This window comes from Chitinophaga sp. 180180018-3 (assembly GCF_037893185.1).
GTDB lineage: Bacteria > Bacteroidota > Bacteroidia > Chitinophagales > Chitinophagaceae > Chitinophaga.
The window spans coordinates 6,287,268-6,302,500 of record NZ_CP140772.1 but is presented as its reverse complement, the minus strand read 5'-3'; the positions used below and the strand labels follow the sequence as shown (position 1 = coordinate 6,302,500).

Here is a 15,233-nt window from a genome sequence, read left to right as displayed (position 1 = left end):
TTATAGTGCTTATCAACCAAATCAGAAAAATGAAAAAAAGAATTCCACTAGTGAATGTCGAAAGGCGGAGCTGTAGTTGTTACATAGCTATGTTCCTGATTTTCTTTCTGCATGTTACCGCGCAGGCACAAAACAATGGGCCGCTAACCGCCACCGTGAAGGGAAATAATATGACGCTGCAAAGTATACTGCTGGCCATTGAGCGGCAAACTGCCCTTACTTTCTTTTATAGTGAAGATGTGATAAAAGATGAAGTTATCAACGGCCCGGTTAATTATACGAATACCAACGTAACTACTATCCTTAGTGAAGTACTGAAGGGCCACAAACTAATCTATGAGATAAAAAAGAACGTAGTACTGATTAAGAAAGACAGCAAAGCGTCAGCTATGCCTGTAAAAACAACCGATAAGAAAACACCTGGAATTTTGCAGGAAAAGCTGATCACCGGCCGCGTGATAGCGGAAGACAGTCACACTCCATTACCCATGGCTACGGTATTGCTGAAAGGAAGCACCAACGGAACAACCGCTGATCAGAACGGTTATTTTAAAATAAAAATCACCGGCGACAATGGTGTACTCGTTGCACAGTACGTAGGGTATGTTACCCGCGAAATAGTTATTAACAACCATACAGATAACTATGAAGTATTGCTTTCCCCGAAAGATAACAGTATAAAAGATGTAGTGGTGGTGGCCTATGGTACGCAGAAAAAAACAAGTATGGTTAGTTCCATCACCACTGTTGACCCCAAGGAATTGAAAGGCCCTACCGGCAACCTTACTACAATGCTGCAGGGAAAAATAGCCGGTATTATCGGATATCAGCGAAGTGGTGAACCCGGGGCCGACAATGCCCAGTTCTTCATCAGAGGGGTAGGTACTTTTGGAGCCGGAAAAGTAGATCCTCTCATCCTGATCGATAACATAGAGTCTTCCGCTACAGATCTCGCCAGGCTGCAGCCGGATGATATTGCAGGATTTTCTGTGCTGAAAGATGCCACTGCCTCTTCTCTTTATGGCGCCAGAGGCGCCAACGGCGTGATACTGGTTACTACTAAAACAGGAATAATCGGGAAGATGCGTTTCAATTTCCGCATGGAAAATTCTACTTCTTCCAATACACGGAATTTTGCACTGGCGGACAACGTCACTTATATGAAGCTGGCCAATGAGGCCGTACTGACCCGGAATCCACTAGGGGCATTGCCTTACTCGCAGAATAAAATTGATCATACTGCCAGAGGCGATGATCCGCTGTTGTATCCAAACAATAACTGGATCAAACAACTGATCAAAGACCGGACTTCCAATCAGCGGTTTAACATTAATGCCGGCGGAGGAACAGATAAGGCGAAATACTATCTCGCGATGACCTATAACATCGATAATGGTATTCTGAAAGAAAATTCTCTCAATAACTTCAGCAACAATATCAAACTCCGCTCTTACTCCATGCTGTCGAATGTTACGCTGAGCCTTACTAAAACAACAGAAGCGCTGGTGAGCCTCAAGGGGCAATTCGATAGCTACAATGGCCCTATTGGCGGTGGAGCAGGCGTTTTCTATAATGCCATATGGAGTAATCCGGTTGCCTTTCCGGCGGTATATCCTGCCAGCCTGGCGCCCTATGCCAAACATCCGCTGTTCGGAAATGCACTGATACCAGGCGGAGGGCTTTATGTGAATCCTTATGCACAGTCGATTTCAGGATTTCAGGCTACTAATACCAGCACACTCACAGCACAGCTGAGTCTGAAGCAAAACCTTGATATGCTTACACCTGGCCTGTCGGCCAGAATGATGGCCTATACAGGGCGCTATGGCAACTTTGCGGTTTCCCGTCAATATAGCCCCTATTACTATCAGGCAGGATCCATTGATGGCAAGTTCACCGGCCTTACACTTATCAACGACGGAAATGCCGGCAGCATCGGGCCTACGCCCACAGAATATCTAACCTATTCGCCCGGTGATAAAAGCGTAAGTACAGTCACTTACGCAGAAGCTGCGGTGAACTACGCCAGAATATTCAACGAGAAACACAGCGTAGGAGCAATGCTTATTGGTACTATCAGAAATTACCTTGCCGGTAATGCTTCTACCTTACAGCTGTCGCTGCCTGCGCGTAACCAGGGCGTTTCCGGCAGGTTCACTTATGGGTATGATAACCGTTACCTGCTTGAATATAACTTTGGTTATAACGGGTCTGAGCGCTTCGCCGCCAATCACCGGTTCGGCTTCTTTCCCTCCATCGGAGGCGGCTGGATTATGTCGAACGAAAAATTCTTTCAACCGCTTACCAATGTTGTTGATCAGCTGAAGCTGAGGGTTACATACGGACTGGTAGGTAATGATCAGATAGGCAATGCATCAGATCGTTTCTTCTACCTCTCAGATGTGAATCTGAACAACGGAGCCACAGGATATTTCGGAACTAATTTTACTTATAGCCGGCCTACGGTCACCATCAATCGTTATGAGAACCGCGATATTACCTGGGAGTTGTCTAAACAAATAAATCTGGGTTTGGATCTGACGGTTTTTAAAAATCTCACGCTGATAGTAGATGCTTATCAGCAAACCCGGAGTAATATTCTGATGGTCCGAAACACCGTTCCTACATCAATGGGGTTGCAGGCTAATATTTCATCCAATGCAGGCAAGGCTTCCAGCAGGGGAGTAGACCTTGCTTTGAGTTATCGCAAAGATTTCCGCAATTCGTTGTGGATACAAGCGAGAGGAAATTTTACCTATGCAAAGAGCAAATTATTAGTCAATGAAGAGCCTAAGTATACAGGAAATAATCGTAACCTGTCGCAGGTAGGAAACTCCCTGGGGCAGCTCTATGGACTGGTTGCGGAGAAACTATTTATAGATCAGGCAGAAGTTAACAACTCGCCGGTGCAGTTTGGAAATGTGATGGCGGGAGATATTAAATACCGGGATATTAACGGTGATGGAAAAATTACGACGGCTGATTATGTACCTATAGGCTTTCCCGTTACACCGGAAATTATCTACGGATTTGCATTTTCCGTAGGTTACAAAAATTTCGACATCAGTGCTGCTATACAGGGTTCAGCCAGATCTTCCTTTATTATTAATGCTGCCAATACCACGCCGTTCTATCTGAATGGCGGCAATCAAAACGGCCTCCTACAGGTCATTGCAGACAGTCACTGGTCAGAAGATAATCGTAATTCATACGCCTTCTGGCCACGACTGAGCAATACCATCTCGGAAAATAATACCCAGTCATCTACCTGGTGGCTGCGCGATGGAGCCTTTCTTCGATTGAAGTCCGCCGAAATAGGGTACAATCTCAGCGACCGGCTGCTCAAAAGATTTCATTTGTACAATGGACGTATTTATGTAAACGGAATGAATCTGTTAACCCTCAGTGCATTTAAGCTATGGGATCCGGAAATGGGCACATCAGGATTAGGTTATCCCATACAGCGTGTTTTTAATATAGGCGTTTCCGTTGGATTTTAATTTTTAAACAAAGGGTTATTTATGAAAGCGTATAAATTCTTTTCCAATATAAAAAAAGCAGCGCTTGCAGGTGTGTGTGTTACACTGCTGGCAGGTGCCTGCAAGAAACCATACCTGGATGTAGTACCGGATAATGTGGCGACTATCGATAATGCTTTTACATCCAAAACAGAAGCAGAGAAATTTCTTTTTACCTGCTATTCCTATCTGCCATTCAGCTTCGATCCCACCTATAACGTAGGCCTGTCTGCCAGCGATGAAGTATTTGTAGTAGATCCAACAAATGCCATCAGATCCACCAATGTGTTGAGGCTGCCCTATGGCGATCAGAATACCTCCAGTCCCATTGCGAATTTCATGAATGGTACACGTGATGGTATGGCCTGCTACAAAGCCCTCCGGAATTGTAATATTTTCCTGGAGAACGTGGGCAATTTAAGTAAGATACCTGATCTGGATATAGATACCCGGGAGAGATGGATATCAGAAGTACAGTTTCTTAAAGCGTACTATCATTTTGTACTCTTTCGCGCATATGGTCCTATTCCCATAATAGATAAAAACCTGCCCATCAGCACACCAATCGAGCAAACGTATGTGAAACGAAGGCCGGTAGACAGTGTAGTGAATTATATCGCTAACCTGTTGGATGTTGCAGCCGTACATCTTCCTGTAAGCATCAACAGTGTGGCCTCAGAGCTCGGGCGTATCACGAAGCCGGCGGCATTGGCATTGAAGGCAAAATTGCTGGTAACAGCCGCCAGCCCGCTTTACAACGGAAACTCCGACTACAATGCCTTTAAAAACAAAGATGGGGAGTTGCTTTTTAACCCGGCTTACAATGCGGCTAAATGGCAGATAGCAGCGGATGCCTGCAAAGCAGCAGTAGACCTCTGCGAAGCGCAGAATATACAGCTGTATGCGTTTCCCGCGCAGCTGATACCGCTTAGTTCTGCTACTATGACGCAAATGAGTATACGTAATTCGATGAGTGAACCCTGGAACAGCGAGCTGATATGGGGTTCTACCAGTGGCATTAATTGGGCCTGTACATTTCTTCAGCGTTGCGGTGTGGGTCAGTTCGATTTTCGCAATGCCGTTGCTTCCAAAACCGGCGGACATCCGCTAATGGGCCCCACTATAAAAATGGCAAGGATGTTCTATACCAGGAACGGCGTACCGATAGATGAAGACAAAACACTCGACTTCTCCAACATTGCCTCATTGCGGGTGGCCACACATGCAGAGCGTTTTAATATCCGCGAAGGAGAAACAACCGCCCGCCTGAATTTTGACCGCGAGCCAAGGTATTACGCTGATCTTGGGTTCGACCGCGGCGTATGGTATATGGCTAACAGTCCTTCCAAGAGCGATGAAAATACCTTTTGGCTGATGGCCCGGGGTAGTGAGCTGAGTCAGTCGTCGCCCGTGCCTGTTACAGGTTTTTATATGAAGAAGGTAGTCAACTGGCATATGGACTGGAATACAGTTACCTATCCATCGTACCCTTATCCTGAAATCAGGCTGGCCGATCTTTACCTGTTGTACGCAGAAGCACTGAACGAAGTACAGGGCCCAACTGCAACCGTACTGGATTATATCAACCGCATAAGGGCAAGAGCAGGTTTGGAAACAGTAGAAAACTCCTGGTCGAATTTCGGCCGGAATCCAACGAAATACACCACTAAAGATGGTATGCGCTCCATTATTCAGCGGGAGCGGGCTATTGAGCTTTGCTTTGAGGGACATCGGTACTGGGACCTGTTGCGTTGGAAGACAGCTGCGCAGGAACTCAGCGGTAATATCACCGGTTGGGTAGTAAGTGGCCAGACGCCTGAATTGTATTACCGCGAAGTTTCTTTTCTGGCAAGGCATTTTGTGACACCCAGAGATTACCTCTGGCCCATACAGGAAGGTGATTTGCTGGTAAATCCTAACCTGGTACAGAATCCTAATTGGTAAAAAATCCCGATCGTGAAGATGTCTTTAATAATAAAAAATTCCGCAGTGAAAACATTCCAAACATATTTTACCTACCTGGCATTTTTTATAACCGGTGTGTCAGGTTGTAAGAGAGATGAATTAAATAAGGCGGTGGCAACAAATAGTAACCCGCCAGGGCCGGTGTCTGGCGTCACTGTTGTCAACCAGAACGGGAAGGCAGTACTTACCTATCAACTGCCCGACGACAAAGATGTGTCTTATGTAAAGGCTGTATATGAAACCTCTCCCGGGCAATCCAGGGAAGTAAAGGCTTCCCATTATGTTAATACATTAACGGTAGATGGATTTGGAGATACGCTGGCACATACCATTAAATTATATGCAGTCAATTCCAGTGAGAAAATATCCTCATCGGTCAACGTTACGATAAATCCGCTGACACCCGCTATAAATCTGGCTTTAAGATCACTTAATGTTACAACTACCTTTGGTGGTTTTAATCTTACTTGTAATAATCCAACACTGGAGAACCTGGCGATTATTCCGCTTGTGGATACAGCAGGAAATGGGAAATGGGTGCAAACTGTTGGTATGGAGAATGTATACAGCAATAGCCCTGTTATTACCAGTGCAGTGCGTGAACAGCCGGCTATCAGAAGGATGTATGCATTTTTAGTAAGAGACCGTTGGTTCAACTACTCTGATACCTTGTTCGTGCCGCTTACTCCCATATTTGAGAAAATGTTGCCAAAGTCGGAATGGAGCAATTATGTACTGCCTAAAGATGCTGAGATCCTGAGCAATGGCGGGCGTACAGATGTGCCTTATATCTACGATGGCGACTTCCATCCGGGCTGGCCCCGCTGCCTGTTTACGTTAGAGCAGGCAGGCAGTCCGCAAATGGTTACGCTCGACCTGGGCAAGGCGCATATTTTCAGCCGTATGCAGGTGAATCCGTATAAAGAACTCGGTAACAATTACTATGTGCGGGGTAATGTAAAGGATTTCGAGATATGGGGCGCCAATAATCCCAACGTGAACGGCAGTCTTGATGCCAGTTGGACAAAGCTGGTCACCTGCCATGTTACCAAACCTTCCGGATCGCCTTATGCTACTGAAACCACCGCAGATCAGACACTGGCGTATAATGGATGGCAGTTCGATTTTCCGGTCAGCCAGAATGCTTACCGTTATATCAGAATAAGGAGTTTATCGAACTGGCAGGGATCCTACTTTATCAACATCGCGGAGTTCACCCTTTGGGGCAATTAAAAACAGTACTTATTCAGTGACGATAATACCAGACAAATGAAACAGTATAACATATCTCTCTGCTATATATCCCTATTACTATTCATTGCAGGCGCCTGTACTAAAATGGATGCCTACCGGGATAAATACATGGCCGACGGTGCTATTGTTTACCCGGGAAAGATGGATTCCGTGGCTGCATTTTCCGGCAGGAGCAGGGTAAAGATTGCCGGGTTATTTACATCAGACCGGAAGATTACCAGCTACAAAGTATTCTGGAACAGCCGTCAGGATTCGGTAACAGTTGCCGTGAAAAGATCAGCAGGTGTGGATACTCCTTCCGTGATCATTCCGAATCTGCCCGAGGGCCTGATGAATTTTGAGATCAGAACTTATGATGCAGAGGGGCACGTATCTATTCCAGTCAACACCTCAGCTAATGTTTACGGAGATCTGTACCAGTTTTCGCTGACTAACAGAACTATATCGAATGCAGAAATGCAGTCCAATGGTTCAGCCCTGATCAGTTGGGCAGATGTAAACAAGGATGCTGGCATCGTAAATATGCAGATCAGGTATACTGATAGCGCAGGAACCCAACACGATACCCTGATTACCTCGCAGCTCTCGGGTCAGACTACCTCCTTGCCGGCTTTCCAAACCGGCACCGGCATCAGTTATCGTACCGCCTATCTGCCAAATGCCACGACAATAGATACCTTCTACACCGCATTTGAAAATCACCCGGTGAAAGCCGATGTTACCAGTTTGTATTTGAAAAATACCGGTCCTTTCAGCAGGGCCACCTACGATGGAAACAGGTGGGGGACACTGGCCGCTCCCTGGATCACCACTCCCAATGTAGTTAACCATGCTGGTTTCGGAGGATATGCTTCGGAACCCTGGCTTAATGTAGGAGGCTGTCTTGTAATGGAATCGGGATGGAGTGGAACGGCGAATATTGTCAACGGAAAAATTTATCAGACCACCACGCTTCCTGCCGGAAACTACATCTTTGAAGTTGCCTGTTATACAGAAGCGCTGGACCCTGTGTACGTTGTTGCAGCAGCAGGCAATACGCTGCCTGATATCAGCAATATTTCCACTGCACTTGGATATACGCTTTTCCCTTCCACTGTTCGAACCAATGCCACCTTGCATTTTACATTCACGCTGCCAGCGCAGCAAGTTGTATCCCTGGGCTTCCTGGCTACGATGATATCGGGGAATCAGTATTGGAGGGTAACAAAGGTAAAGCTGATGAAGAATTAAATAGCTTTGGTTGTTAGCCACCAGTCGAAATGCAGCGAAGATCACAATATTATGTGATTTTCGCTGCATTTTGCCGGAAGCTAAAAGCGTAACAAAAAACCCCTTATCTTCGATACTTCATAACCTATATAGAACTGTCTGAAATCATGGAACAACTGCTAACTGCAGATGCGCTGATAAGCCTCCTTACGCTTACCGTCCTGGAAATTGTTCTGGGCATCGATAATATTGTCTTTATATCCATCCTGGCAGGCAAGCTTCCGGATCATCAACAAAAGCGCGCCAGGCGCCTGGGATTGGGGCTGGCGATGATCGTGCGGATCTTACTGCTGCTGTCTATCAGCTGGATTATGTCGCTTACGGCGCCATTGTTCAATATCGGCGACTGGGTAGGACTGAAGCATACCGGCTGGCTTGCAAAAACAGCTATTTCCGGCCGTGATCTTATTCTGCTGACAGGTGGCCTTTTCCTGATCTATAAAAGTACTGCTGAAATACATGAAAAGCTGGAAGGAGGGGAGCATGCCAACACTAATGCAAAAAAACTCGGATTCACACAGGTGATTGTACAGATACTGTTGCTCGACATTGTTTTTTCACTGGACTCTGTTATTACTGCCGTTGGCATGGCCAATCATGTAGAAGTAATGATTGCGGCAGTGATCCTGGCAGTAGGCGTGATGATGATTGCTTCAGAGCCCATCAGCCATTTTGTGAATAAACATCCCACGGTGAAAATGCTGGCGCTTTCTTTCCTGCTCCTGATCGGCGTTTCCCTGATCGCCGAAAGTTTTGATCAGCATATTCCGAAAGGATATATCTATTTCGCTATGGCATTTTCTGTTTTCATAGAATTACTGAACCTGCGGATGAAAGCACGCTCGGAAAAACCAGTAAAACTTCATGAGCCTGAATTGCCGGAAAAAAATAAGTAATTATTCATCTGCCTGAAAAATTAATTTATAACAGTAAAGCATATACGATTATTTATGCCTGCTGCTCTCTCTTATCATTAATTTCCCCGGCAGTATTATTTCTTCCGGTATGAAATTTTTCTTCCTGATATGATTCAATAGTAACTGGCAGCTTATTTTCCCTATTTCAAAAGCTGGTTCAGCAATTGTTGATAACGACGGAGATATGATGGACGACATAGGATCGTTGGTAAAACCGATAATACCAAATTCTTTTCCTATGGCTACTTTTTTCTTTTTCAATGTTAATATAGCCCCTATTGCCTTTCGGTCGTTCACAACAAATACTGCATCTGGTTTATCATTCAGTCTCCATAATTTTTCCATGTCTTTTTCCCCGTTTTCCTGCGAAAATCCGGAATGAATGATCCATTTATGGCGTACAGGCATTTTGTATTTTTGCAGGGCGTCGAGGTACCCGTTTAGCCTGCTGTTGGTGAATGTAAGTCCTTCCGGTCCGGCGAGATGCGCTATTTTTTTATACCCATTTTTGATGAGATGTTCAGTCGCTTCAAATGCACCATTGTAATCATCCTGCATGACTTTGGATGTATTGATATCTGCTGCTACCCGGTCGAAGAATACTACCGGAATGCCATCGTCGATGATCTCCTGGAAATGATGGCAGGAGCCCGCCTGTGAGGAAACGGAAACAAGCAGGCCATCGAGGCTGTTGAAAGAAAGATTCCTGATAATATTCAATTCTCTTGCTGCGTCATCGTTGGTTACATATAGGATGATATTATAGTTGTTGCCATAGGCCACTTCCTGTATGCCGGTAAACACCGTTGAGAAATAGTAGTTCGTAATGGCAGGAAGTATTACTGCAATGTTGTGTGTGCTATGCTTTACAAGCCCGATTGCATTGAAGTTGGGCTTGTAATTCAGTTTGGCTGCCGTTTCCAGTACCAGCTGCCTGGTATCGGCACTTACATCGTAAGTATCCCTCAATGCCCTGGAAACTGTAGAAACTGAAATATTCAGGGCCCGTGCGATATCCTTTATAGTTGCATAATGTTTGCGCATTATTTTCTTCTGCTGGTTGAACCGCTTAAATATAGTGAATTCGGCAACGTTCTCGGTGAATTTTCTTCACAAAGCGGGTCGTGAATGTATATTAGGCGGTATATTAGAGGACGGGAACCGGAACCGAAAGAGTGCAGTCATCGATCAGGCAAAACCGAATTCAGATAACAGGAAAAATAACGCATATGAATACACGTAGAGATTTTTTAAAACTGGCAGGCCTTGCAGGGATGGGAGTCAGCAGTGGATCGCTGATTCCTGTTGCAGCGGCCGCGCAGGATAAGCAGGGGAAACCTCTGGATCACATACGGAGGCAGGCTGGAAGGAAGTATACACAGCAATTTAATATGAGCGGCTATGCAGCCCCTAAGATCGATACAGTACGCATCGGTTACGTGGGTATCGGCAACAGAGGCACCGCTGCCGTGGAACGTATTACCTACATTCAGGGCGTGGAAATAAAGGCACTGTGCGACATCAGGCCGGAGATGGTGGCCGCAGCGAAAAAGAAAATGGACGGAACGGGTCATAACCCCCACGAATACACGGGATCTGCTGATGCCTGGAAAAAAATGTGCGAACGAGATGATATAGACCTTATTTATATCGCTACTCCCTGGAATCTTCATACTCCTATAGCACTGTATGCCATGCAGCATGGAAAACATGTAGCTACTGAAATTCCCGCCGCCATTACGGTAGAAGAATGCTGGCAACTGGTAGAAACTTCCGAACGTACGAAGAAACATTGCGTATTGCTGGAAAACTGCTGTTACGATTTCTTTGAACTGCTGACGCTGAATATGGCCAGGCAGGGCTTTTTCGGTGAACTGGTGCATTGCGAAGGTGCTTATATCCATGATATTTTCGAAAGCCTTTTTTCGAAAGACCGGCGCTATGATCTCTGGCGCCTGAAAGAGAATGCGCACAGGAATGGCAATCTGTATCCCACACACGGATTAGGCCCCGTTTGCCAGGTGCTCGACGTTAACAGGGGAGATAGCTTGGAATACCTGGTATCTATGCAGAGTAACGACTTTATGCTGCATAGGAAAGCGGAAGAACTGGCTGCGCACGATAATTCCTATCAGCCATATACTGGCGCTCATTTCCGGGGAAACATGAATACTACTACCATCCGTACGCGAAAAGGCCGTACCATTATGTTACAACATGATGTCACTTCTCCCAGGGTGTATTCGCGACTGCACCTGGTAAGCGGTACCAAAGCCACCGCACAGAAATATCCGCTCGAACCAAGAATTGCTGTCAGTCATGAAGGATGGGTAAGCCCGGAAGAATTCAAACAACTCGAAGAGAAATACACCCCGGCCATTGTGCGCAAACTGGGAGAAATGGCGAAGCAGGTAGGCGGGCATGGAGGGATGGATTTCCTGATGGACTGGCGACTAATAGACTGCCTGCGGAATGGATTGCCGGTTGATATAGATGTATATGATGCAGCAGCCTGGAGTGTGATCGGGCCATTGAGCGAATGGTCGGTTGCCAACCGCTCTGCGCCTATCGATATTCCCGACTTTACCGGTGGTGCCTGGCAGCATAATAAGCCGGTAGACATCTCCCTGCAACATGGTGGCTCTACAGGTGTACAACAAAAAAAATTATCTACAGTGGAAAAATAAATGTCAATGAAAATAGTGCTTTCAAACACCCCGCAAATCTTAGGAACAGCAGCCGGTGTGGCAGCGGCTAAACTGATCAATGCTGCCATCCTGGAAAAAGGCTATGCCAATATTATCCTGGCTACGGGTACCAGCCAGTTCGAAACGCTGCGTCAGCTGATTGCAGAGAACGTCGACTGGGGAAAAGTAAATATGTTTCACCTCGATGAATATATTGGTCTTCCTGATACTCATCCGGCAAGTTTCCGGAAGTATCTTCGGGAGCGTTTCCTGGCAGAGGTGCCTGCGTTGAAATCAGTTTACCTGATCAACGGAGAAGCAGATCCGGCTGCGGAATGCGCGCGATTGAATGCGATCATTGAAGCGCATCCTGTTGATGTGGCGCTTGTAGGGATCGGAGAAAACGGGCACCTGGCATTTAATGATCCACCCGCCGATTTTGACACAACGAAACCGTATATTGTAGTAAAACTGGACGCAGCCTGCCGGCAGCAACAGATGAATGAAGGCTGGTTTGGCGAAGTATCGGAAGTGCCGGAACAGGCCATCAGCATGTCGGTACAGCAGATCATGCTGTCTGCACACATCATCTGTTCAGTACCCGGAGAACGCAAGGCCGAAGCTGTAAAGAACAGCCTGGAACAAGCGGTGAACAACCTGTTCCCGGCCAGTATACTGCAACGGCATGCCAGCTGTACATTTTACCTGGATGAAGCATCCGCGGCAAAGCTGCAACAGGCGCAGAAAACAGCATAGCATATGCAGGAAAGTATTAAGATTATCAATGGCCGGCTAATCACTCCCTTCCGCGTGGTGGCCCCGGGCAGCCTGCTGATCAGGGATGGGAAGATTGTAGCAGCGGGAGAAGCAACAATCACTGCGCAGGCCGACAGAACTATAGATGCCGGAGGTAACTATGTTGCACCGGGTTTTATGGACCTGCATATTCATGGCGGTGGCGGAAGCGATTTTATGGACGGTACCGTGCAGGCGTTCCATACTATAACGGAAACGCATGCACGATATGGCACTACTGCCATGGTGCCTACCACGCTGACGGCTGAAAAAGAACACCTGTTACATACGCTGGATATTTACCGGGAGGCTGTTACGAAACCTCATCAGGGAGCGGGTTTCCTGGGAATGCACCTGGAGGGTCCTTATTTCGCACTCAACCAGCGGGGCGCACAGGATCCGAGATACATCCGAAATCCTGATCCGGCGGAATACCGGCAAATACTTGATTACAGCAGCGATATCGTACGCTGGAGTGTGGCGCCGGAATTGCCGGGAGCACTGGAAATGGGGAATTACCTGAGAAGTAAAGGTATTCTGCCAGCTATTGCACATACAGATGCCGTGTATGATGATGTGGTAAAAGCATTGGATTGCGGATATACGTTGGCTACTCATTTCTATTCTGCCATGTCGGGTGTAACACGGCGGAACCTTTACCGGCATGCAGGTGTAATAGAAAGCGTATACCTGCTGGATGAAATAGATGCTGAAGTAATAGCAGATGGGGCGCATTTGCCAGCACCCTTATTGCAATTGATTTATAAGATCAAAGGGCCGGATCGTATTGCGCTGATCACGGATGCCATGCGCGCGGCAGGTATGCCTCCCGGGAAGAGTATATTAGGCCCGCTGAACGGAGGATTGGAAGTGATAGTGGAAGATGGGGTTGCCAAATTGCCTGACGGTAGCGGTTTTGCGGGGAGTGTAGCTACTGCGGACCGGCTGCTGCGTAATATGGTGAAACTGGCTGGTGTACCATTGCCGGAAGCAGTGAGAATGGCAAGTTATACACCAGCACGTATCATGGGCGTTGCGGGCCGCAAAGGCTCACTGGTAGCAGGTAAAGATGCTGATGTCGTCATTTTTGATGAAGATATTAACATACATTTCACGATAGTGGAAGGAAAAGTAGTGTACGGTTCCCGATAATGGAATAGCTTTGCGGAGCAAAACTATCGGGAATGAATTTTTATACACGGAAATGGGTAAAACCGGAAGATCTGAATGCACACGGTACTTTATTCGGGGGCAGTCTGTTGCGCTGGATTGATGAAGAAGCAGCTATTTATTCCATTATCCAGCTGGGCACCAATCGTTGTGTGACCAAATACATGTCTGAAATCAATTTTGTCAGCTCCGCGCGCCAGGGCGATATTGTGGAACTGGGCATCAAGGCTGTGCATTTCGGGCGTACATCACTGGCACTCACCTGCCAGGTGAGAAATAAGATTACGCAAAAGGTTATTCTGACAATCGACAAAATGGTATTTGTGAGCGTTGATGAGCAGGGCCGGCCTGTGCCACATGGTAAAACTGCCATAACGTACACCGACGAGCGTTTGCGGGAAGAATAGGGTTATATTTTTAGTCCACCGAACATACTGAACAGGATAATCCCCAGCACAACAGCTGTAATGAAAACATAGAGGCGGTCTTTCTCCAGCGCAAATGCAATCAGCGAAAAAAAGATTCGCAGAATAGGAGTGGCCAGCAATACCAGCACTCCCAGTTGAATGATCTCCGTGGCACTGCCGGAGGCAACACCGTCGAAAATGCCTTTGAAGGAAGTATAACCGGCTCCTTCTCCTTTGAAATGCTCATAGTCGGGCACACTGGCAGCACCTTCCTGTGCGAGATAGCATATTCCTCCCAGCAGGGCAATAGTACTAGCAGTTATAACACCTGTTCTCAATAGCCCGCCAATGAACAGCTCTATATCTCTGTCTCCCAACAATTTCTTAAATACGTTCATGGTTGTTTATTTTTAAAACTTGTGATGTAGCCCGTTATAGATCATTTCGACGGCAACAAAGGAAATGGCAAAACAGAAAATAATCCTTAGTGTTTTGGGATTCATGACAGTCAGTAATCTTGCTCCGGTAAATGCGCCGCCCAATACGCCCAATACCACCGGGAAGGCGATTCCCGGATCGATATATCCCCGCTGAAGATACACCACCGCGCTGGCAGCAGCAGTAACCCCGATCATGAAATTGCTTGTAGTAGTACTTACTTTAAAAGGAATACGCATGGCGCCATCCATTGCCAGCACTTTCAGTGCGCCGGAGCCGATTCCCAGCAGGCCGGATAACACGCCGGCCAGCAGCATGATAGAAAATCCGCCACCAATGTTTTTAAGTTTGTAACTGACTTCGCCCGCAGGTGTAGGGTAGCTGCTGTTCAGTTTTAAGGCGTAAGATAATTGGCTGCCGGTTTGCTCCGCATGTTCGTGCTTCTTACGAACCGTCATCAGCGCGGAAAATATCAGCACTACCCCAAACAATATGGCGATGGTGTTTACAGGTGTGAAAACCGCGAGTAGTGCGCCTATCACGGCGCCGGCAGTAGTACCAATTTCAAGGAACATCCCCAGGCGGATATTTGTAATCCCTTCTTTAATATAGGCCGTAGCAGCACCGGACGAATTGGCAATAGATGCCAGCAGCGCAGCTCCTATGGCGTATCTTATATCTACATGAAATATCAGGGTCAGCAATGGAATAACTACCACGCCTCCGCCCAGTCCGGTGAGTGATCCCAGCAACCCCGCCAGGTACGCGCCTCCAAGCAGTATCAGCGTAAAAATAAGTATGTTCATCTGTTGT

The 15,233-nt window shown here is 46.7% G+C and carries 12 protein-coding genes; 9 read left to right on the top strand and 3 right to left on the bottom strand.

All coding sequences use genetic code 11. The features are described from left to right. The first annotated feature begins 29 nt into the window (after positions 1–29). From UNH61_RS24590 to UNH61_RS24570, 5 genes are all read left to right on the top strand, one after another. Positions 30–3,500, top strand: a complete 3,471-nt coding sequence (locus UNH61_RS24590; protein WP_326994672.1) for a TonB-dependent receptor — start codon at positions 30–32, stop codon at positions 3,498–3,500. Between the two features lie 21 nt (positions 3,501–3,521). Beyond that, positions 3,522–5,462 (top strand): RagB/SusD family nutrient uptake outer membrane protein, encoded by a 1,941-nt coding sequence (locus UNH61_RS24585; RefSeq protein ID WP_326994671.1) that lies wholly within the window; start codon positions 3,522–3,524, stop codon positions 5,460–5,462. Between the two features lie 45 nt (positions 5,463–5,507). After that, a complete protein-coding gene (locus UNH61_RS24580) occupies positions 5,508–6,716 on the top strand; it encodes a DUF5000 domain-containing lipoprotein (protein WP_326994670.1) in 1,209 nt (402 codons plus the stop codon). A gap of 36 nt (positions 6,717–6,752) precedes the next feature. After that, a complete protein-coding gene (locus UNH61_RS24575) occupies positions 6,753–7,967 on the top strand; it encodes a DUF4998 domain-containing protein (protein WP_326994669.1) in 1,215 nt (404 codons plus the stop codon). Between the two features lie 146 nt (positions 7,968–8,113). Continuing rightward, complete coding sequence (locus UNH61_RS24570; protein ID WP_326994668.1) at positions 8,114–8,902, top strand: TerC family protein; 789 nt, start codon at positions 8,114–8,116, stop codon at positions 8,900–8,902. 48 nt (positions 8,903–8,950) lie between these two features. On the opposite strand, the gene UNH61_RS24565 is transcribed toward UNH61_RS24570, so the two are convergent. Then, positions 8,951–9,967 carry a LacI family DNA-binding transcriptional regulator gene (locus UNH61_RS24565; RefSeq protein WP_326994667.1) on the bottom strand — a complete coding sequence of 339 codons (1,017 nt, stop codon included), beginning with the start codon at positions 9,965–9,967 and terminating at the stop codon, positions 8,951–8,953. A gap of 185 nt (positions 9,968–10,152) precedes the next feature. Between UNH61_RS24565 and UNH61_RS24560 the strand changes: the two genes are divergently transcribed. From UNH61_RS24560 to UNH61_RS24545, 4 genes are read left to right on the top strand one after another with little or no spacing between them, the layout of a single operon-like run. Next, positions 10,153–11,610 carry a Gfo/Idh/MocA family oxidoreductase gene (locus UNH61_RS24560; protein ID WP_326994666.1) on the top strand — a complete coding sequence of 486 codons (1,458 nt, stop codon included), beginning with the start codon at positions 10,153–10,155 and terminating at the stop codon, positions 11,608–11,610. Between the two features lie 6 nt (positions 11,611–11,616). After that, positions 11,617–12,366 (top strand): glucosamine-6-phosphate deaminase, encoded by a 750-nt coding sequence (locus UNH61_RS24555; RefSeq protein WP_326994665.1) that lies wholly within the window; start codon positions 11,617–11,619, stop codon positions 12,364–12,366. 3 nt (positions 12,367–12,369) lie between these two features. Beyond that, positions 12,370–13,557 carry an N-acetylglucosamine-6-phosphate deacetylase gene (gene nagA / locus UNH61_RS24550; RefSeq protein WP_326994664.1) on the top strand — a complete coding sequence of 396 codons (1,188 nt, stop codon included), beginning with the start codon at positions 12,370–12,372 and terminating at the stop codon, positions 13,555–13,557. A 32-nt stretch (positions 13,558–13,589) separates the two neighbouring features. Beyond that, a complete protein-coding gene (locus UNH61_RS24545; RefSeq protein ID WP_326994663.1) occupies positions 13,590–13,982 on the top strand; it encodes a hotdog domain-containing protein in 393 nt (130 codons plus the stop codon). 2 nt (positions 13,983–13,984) lie between these two features. On the opposite strand, the gene UNH61_RS24540 is transcribed toward UNH61_RS24545, so the two are convergent. Further along, positions 13,985–14,380 carry a DUF1634 domain-containing protein gene (locus UNH61_RS24540; RefSeq protein ID WP_326994662.1) on the bottom strand — a complete coding sequence of 132 codons (396 nt, stop codon included), beginning with the start codon at positions 14,378–14,380 and terminating at the stop codon, positions 13,985–13,987. Between the two features lie 12 nt (positions 14,381–14,392). Next, positions 14,393–15,226 (bottom strand): sulfite exporter TauE/SafE family protein, encoded by an 834-nt coding sequence (locus UNH61_RS24535; protein WP_326994661.1) that lies wholly within the window; start codon positions 15,224–15,226, stop codon positions 14,393–14,395. Positions 15,227–15,233 lie beyond the last annotated feature (7 nt).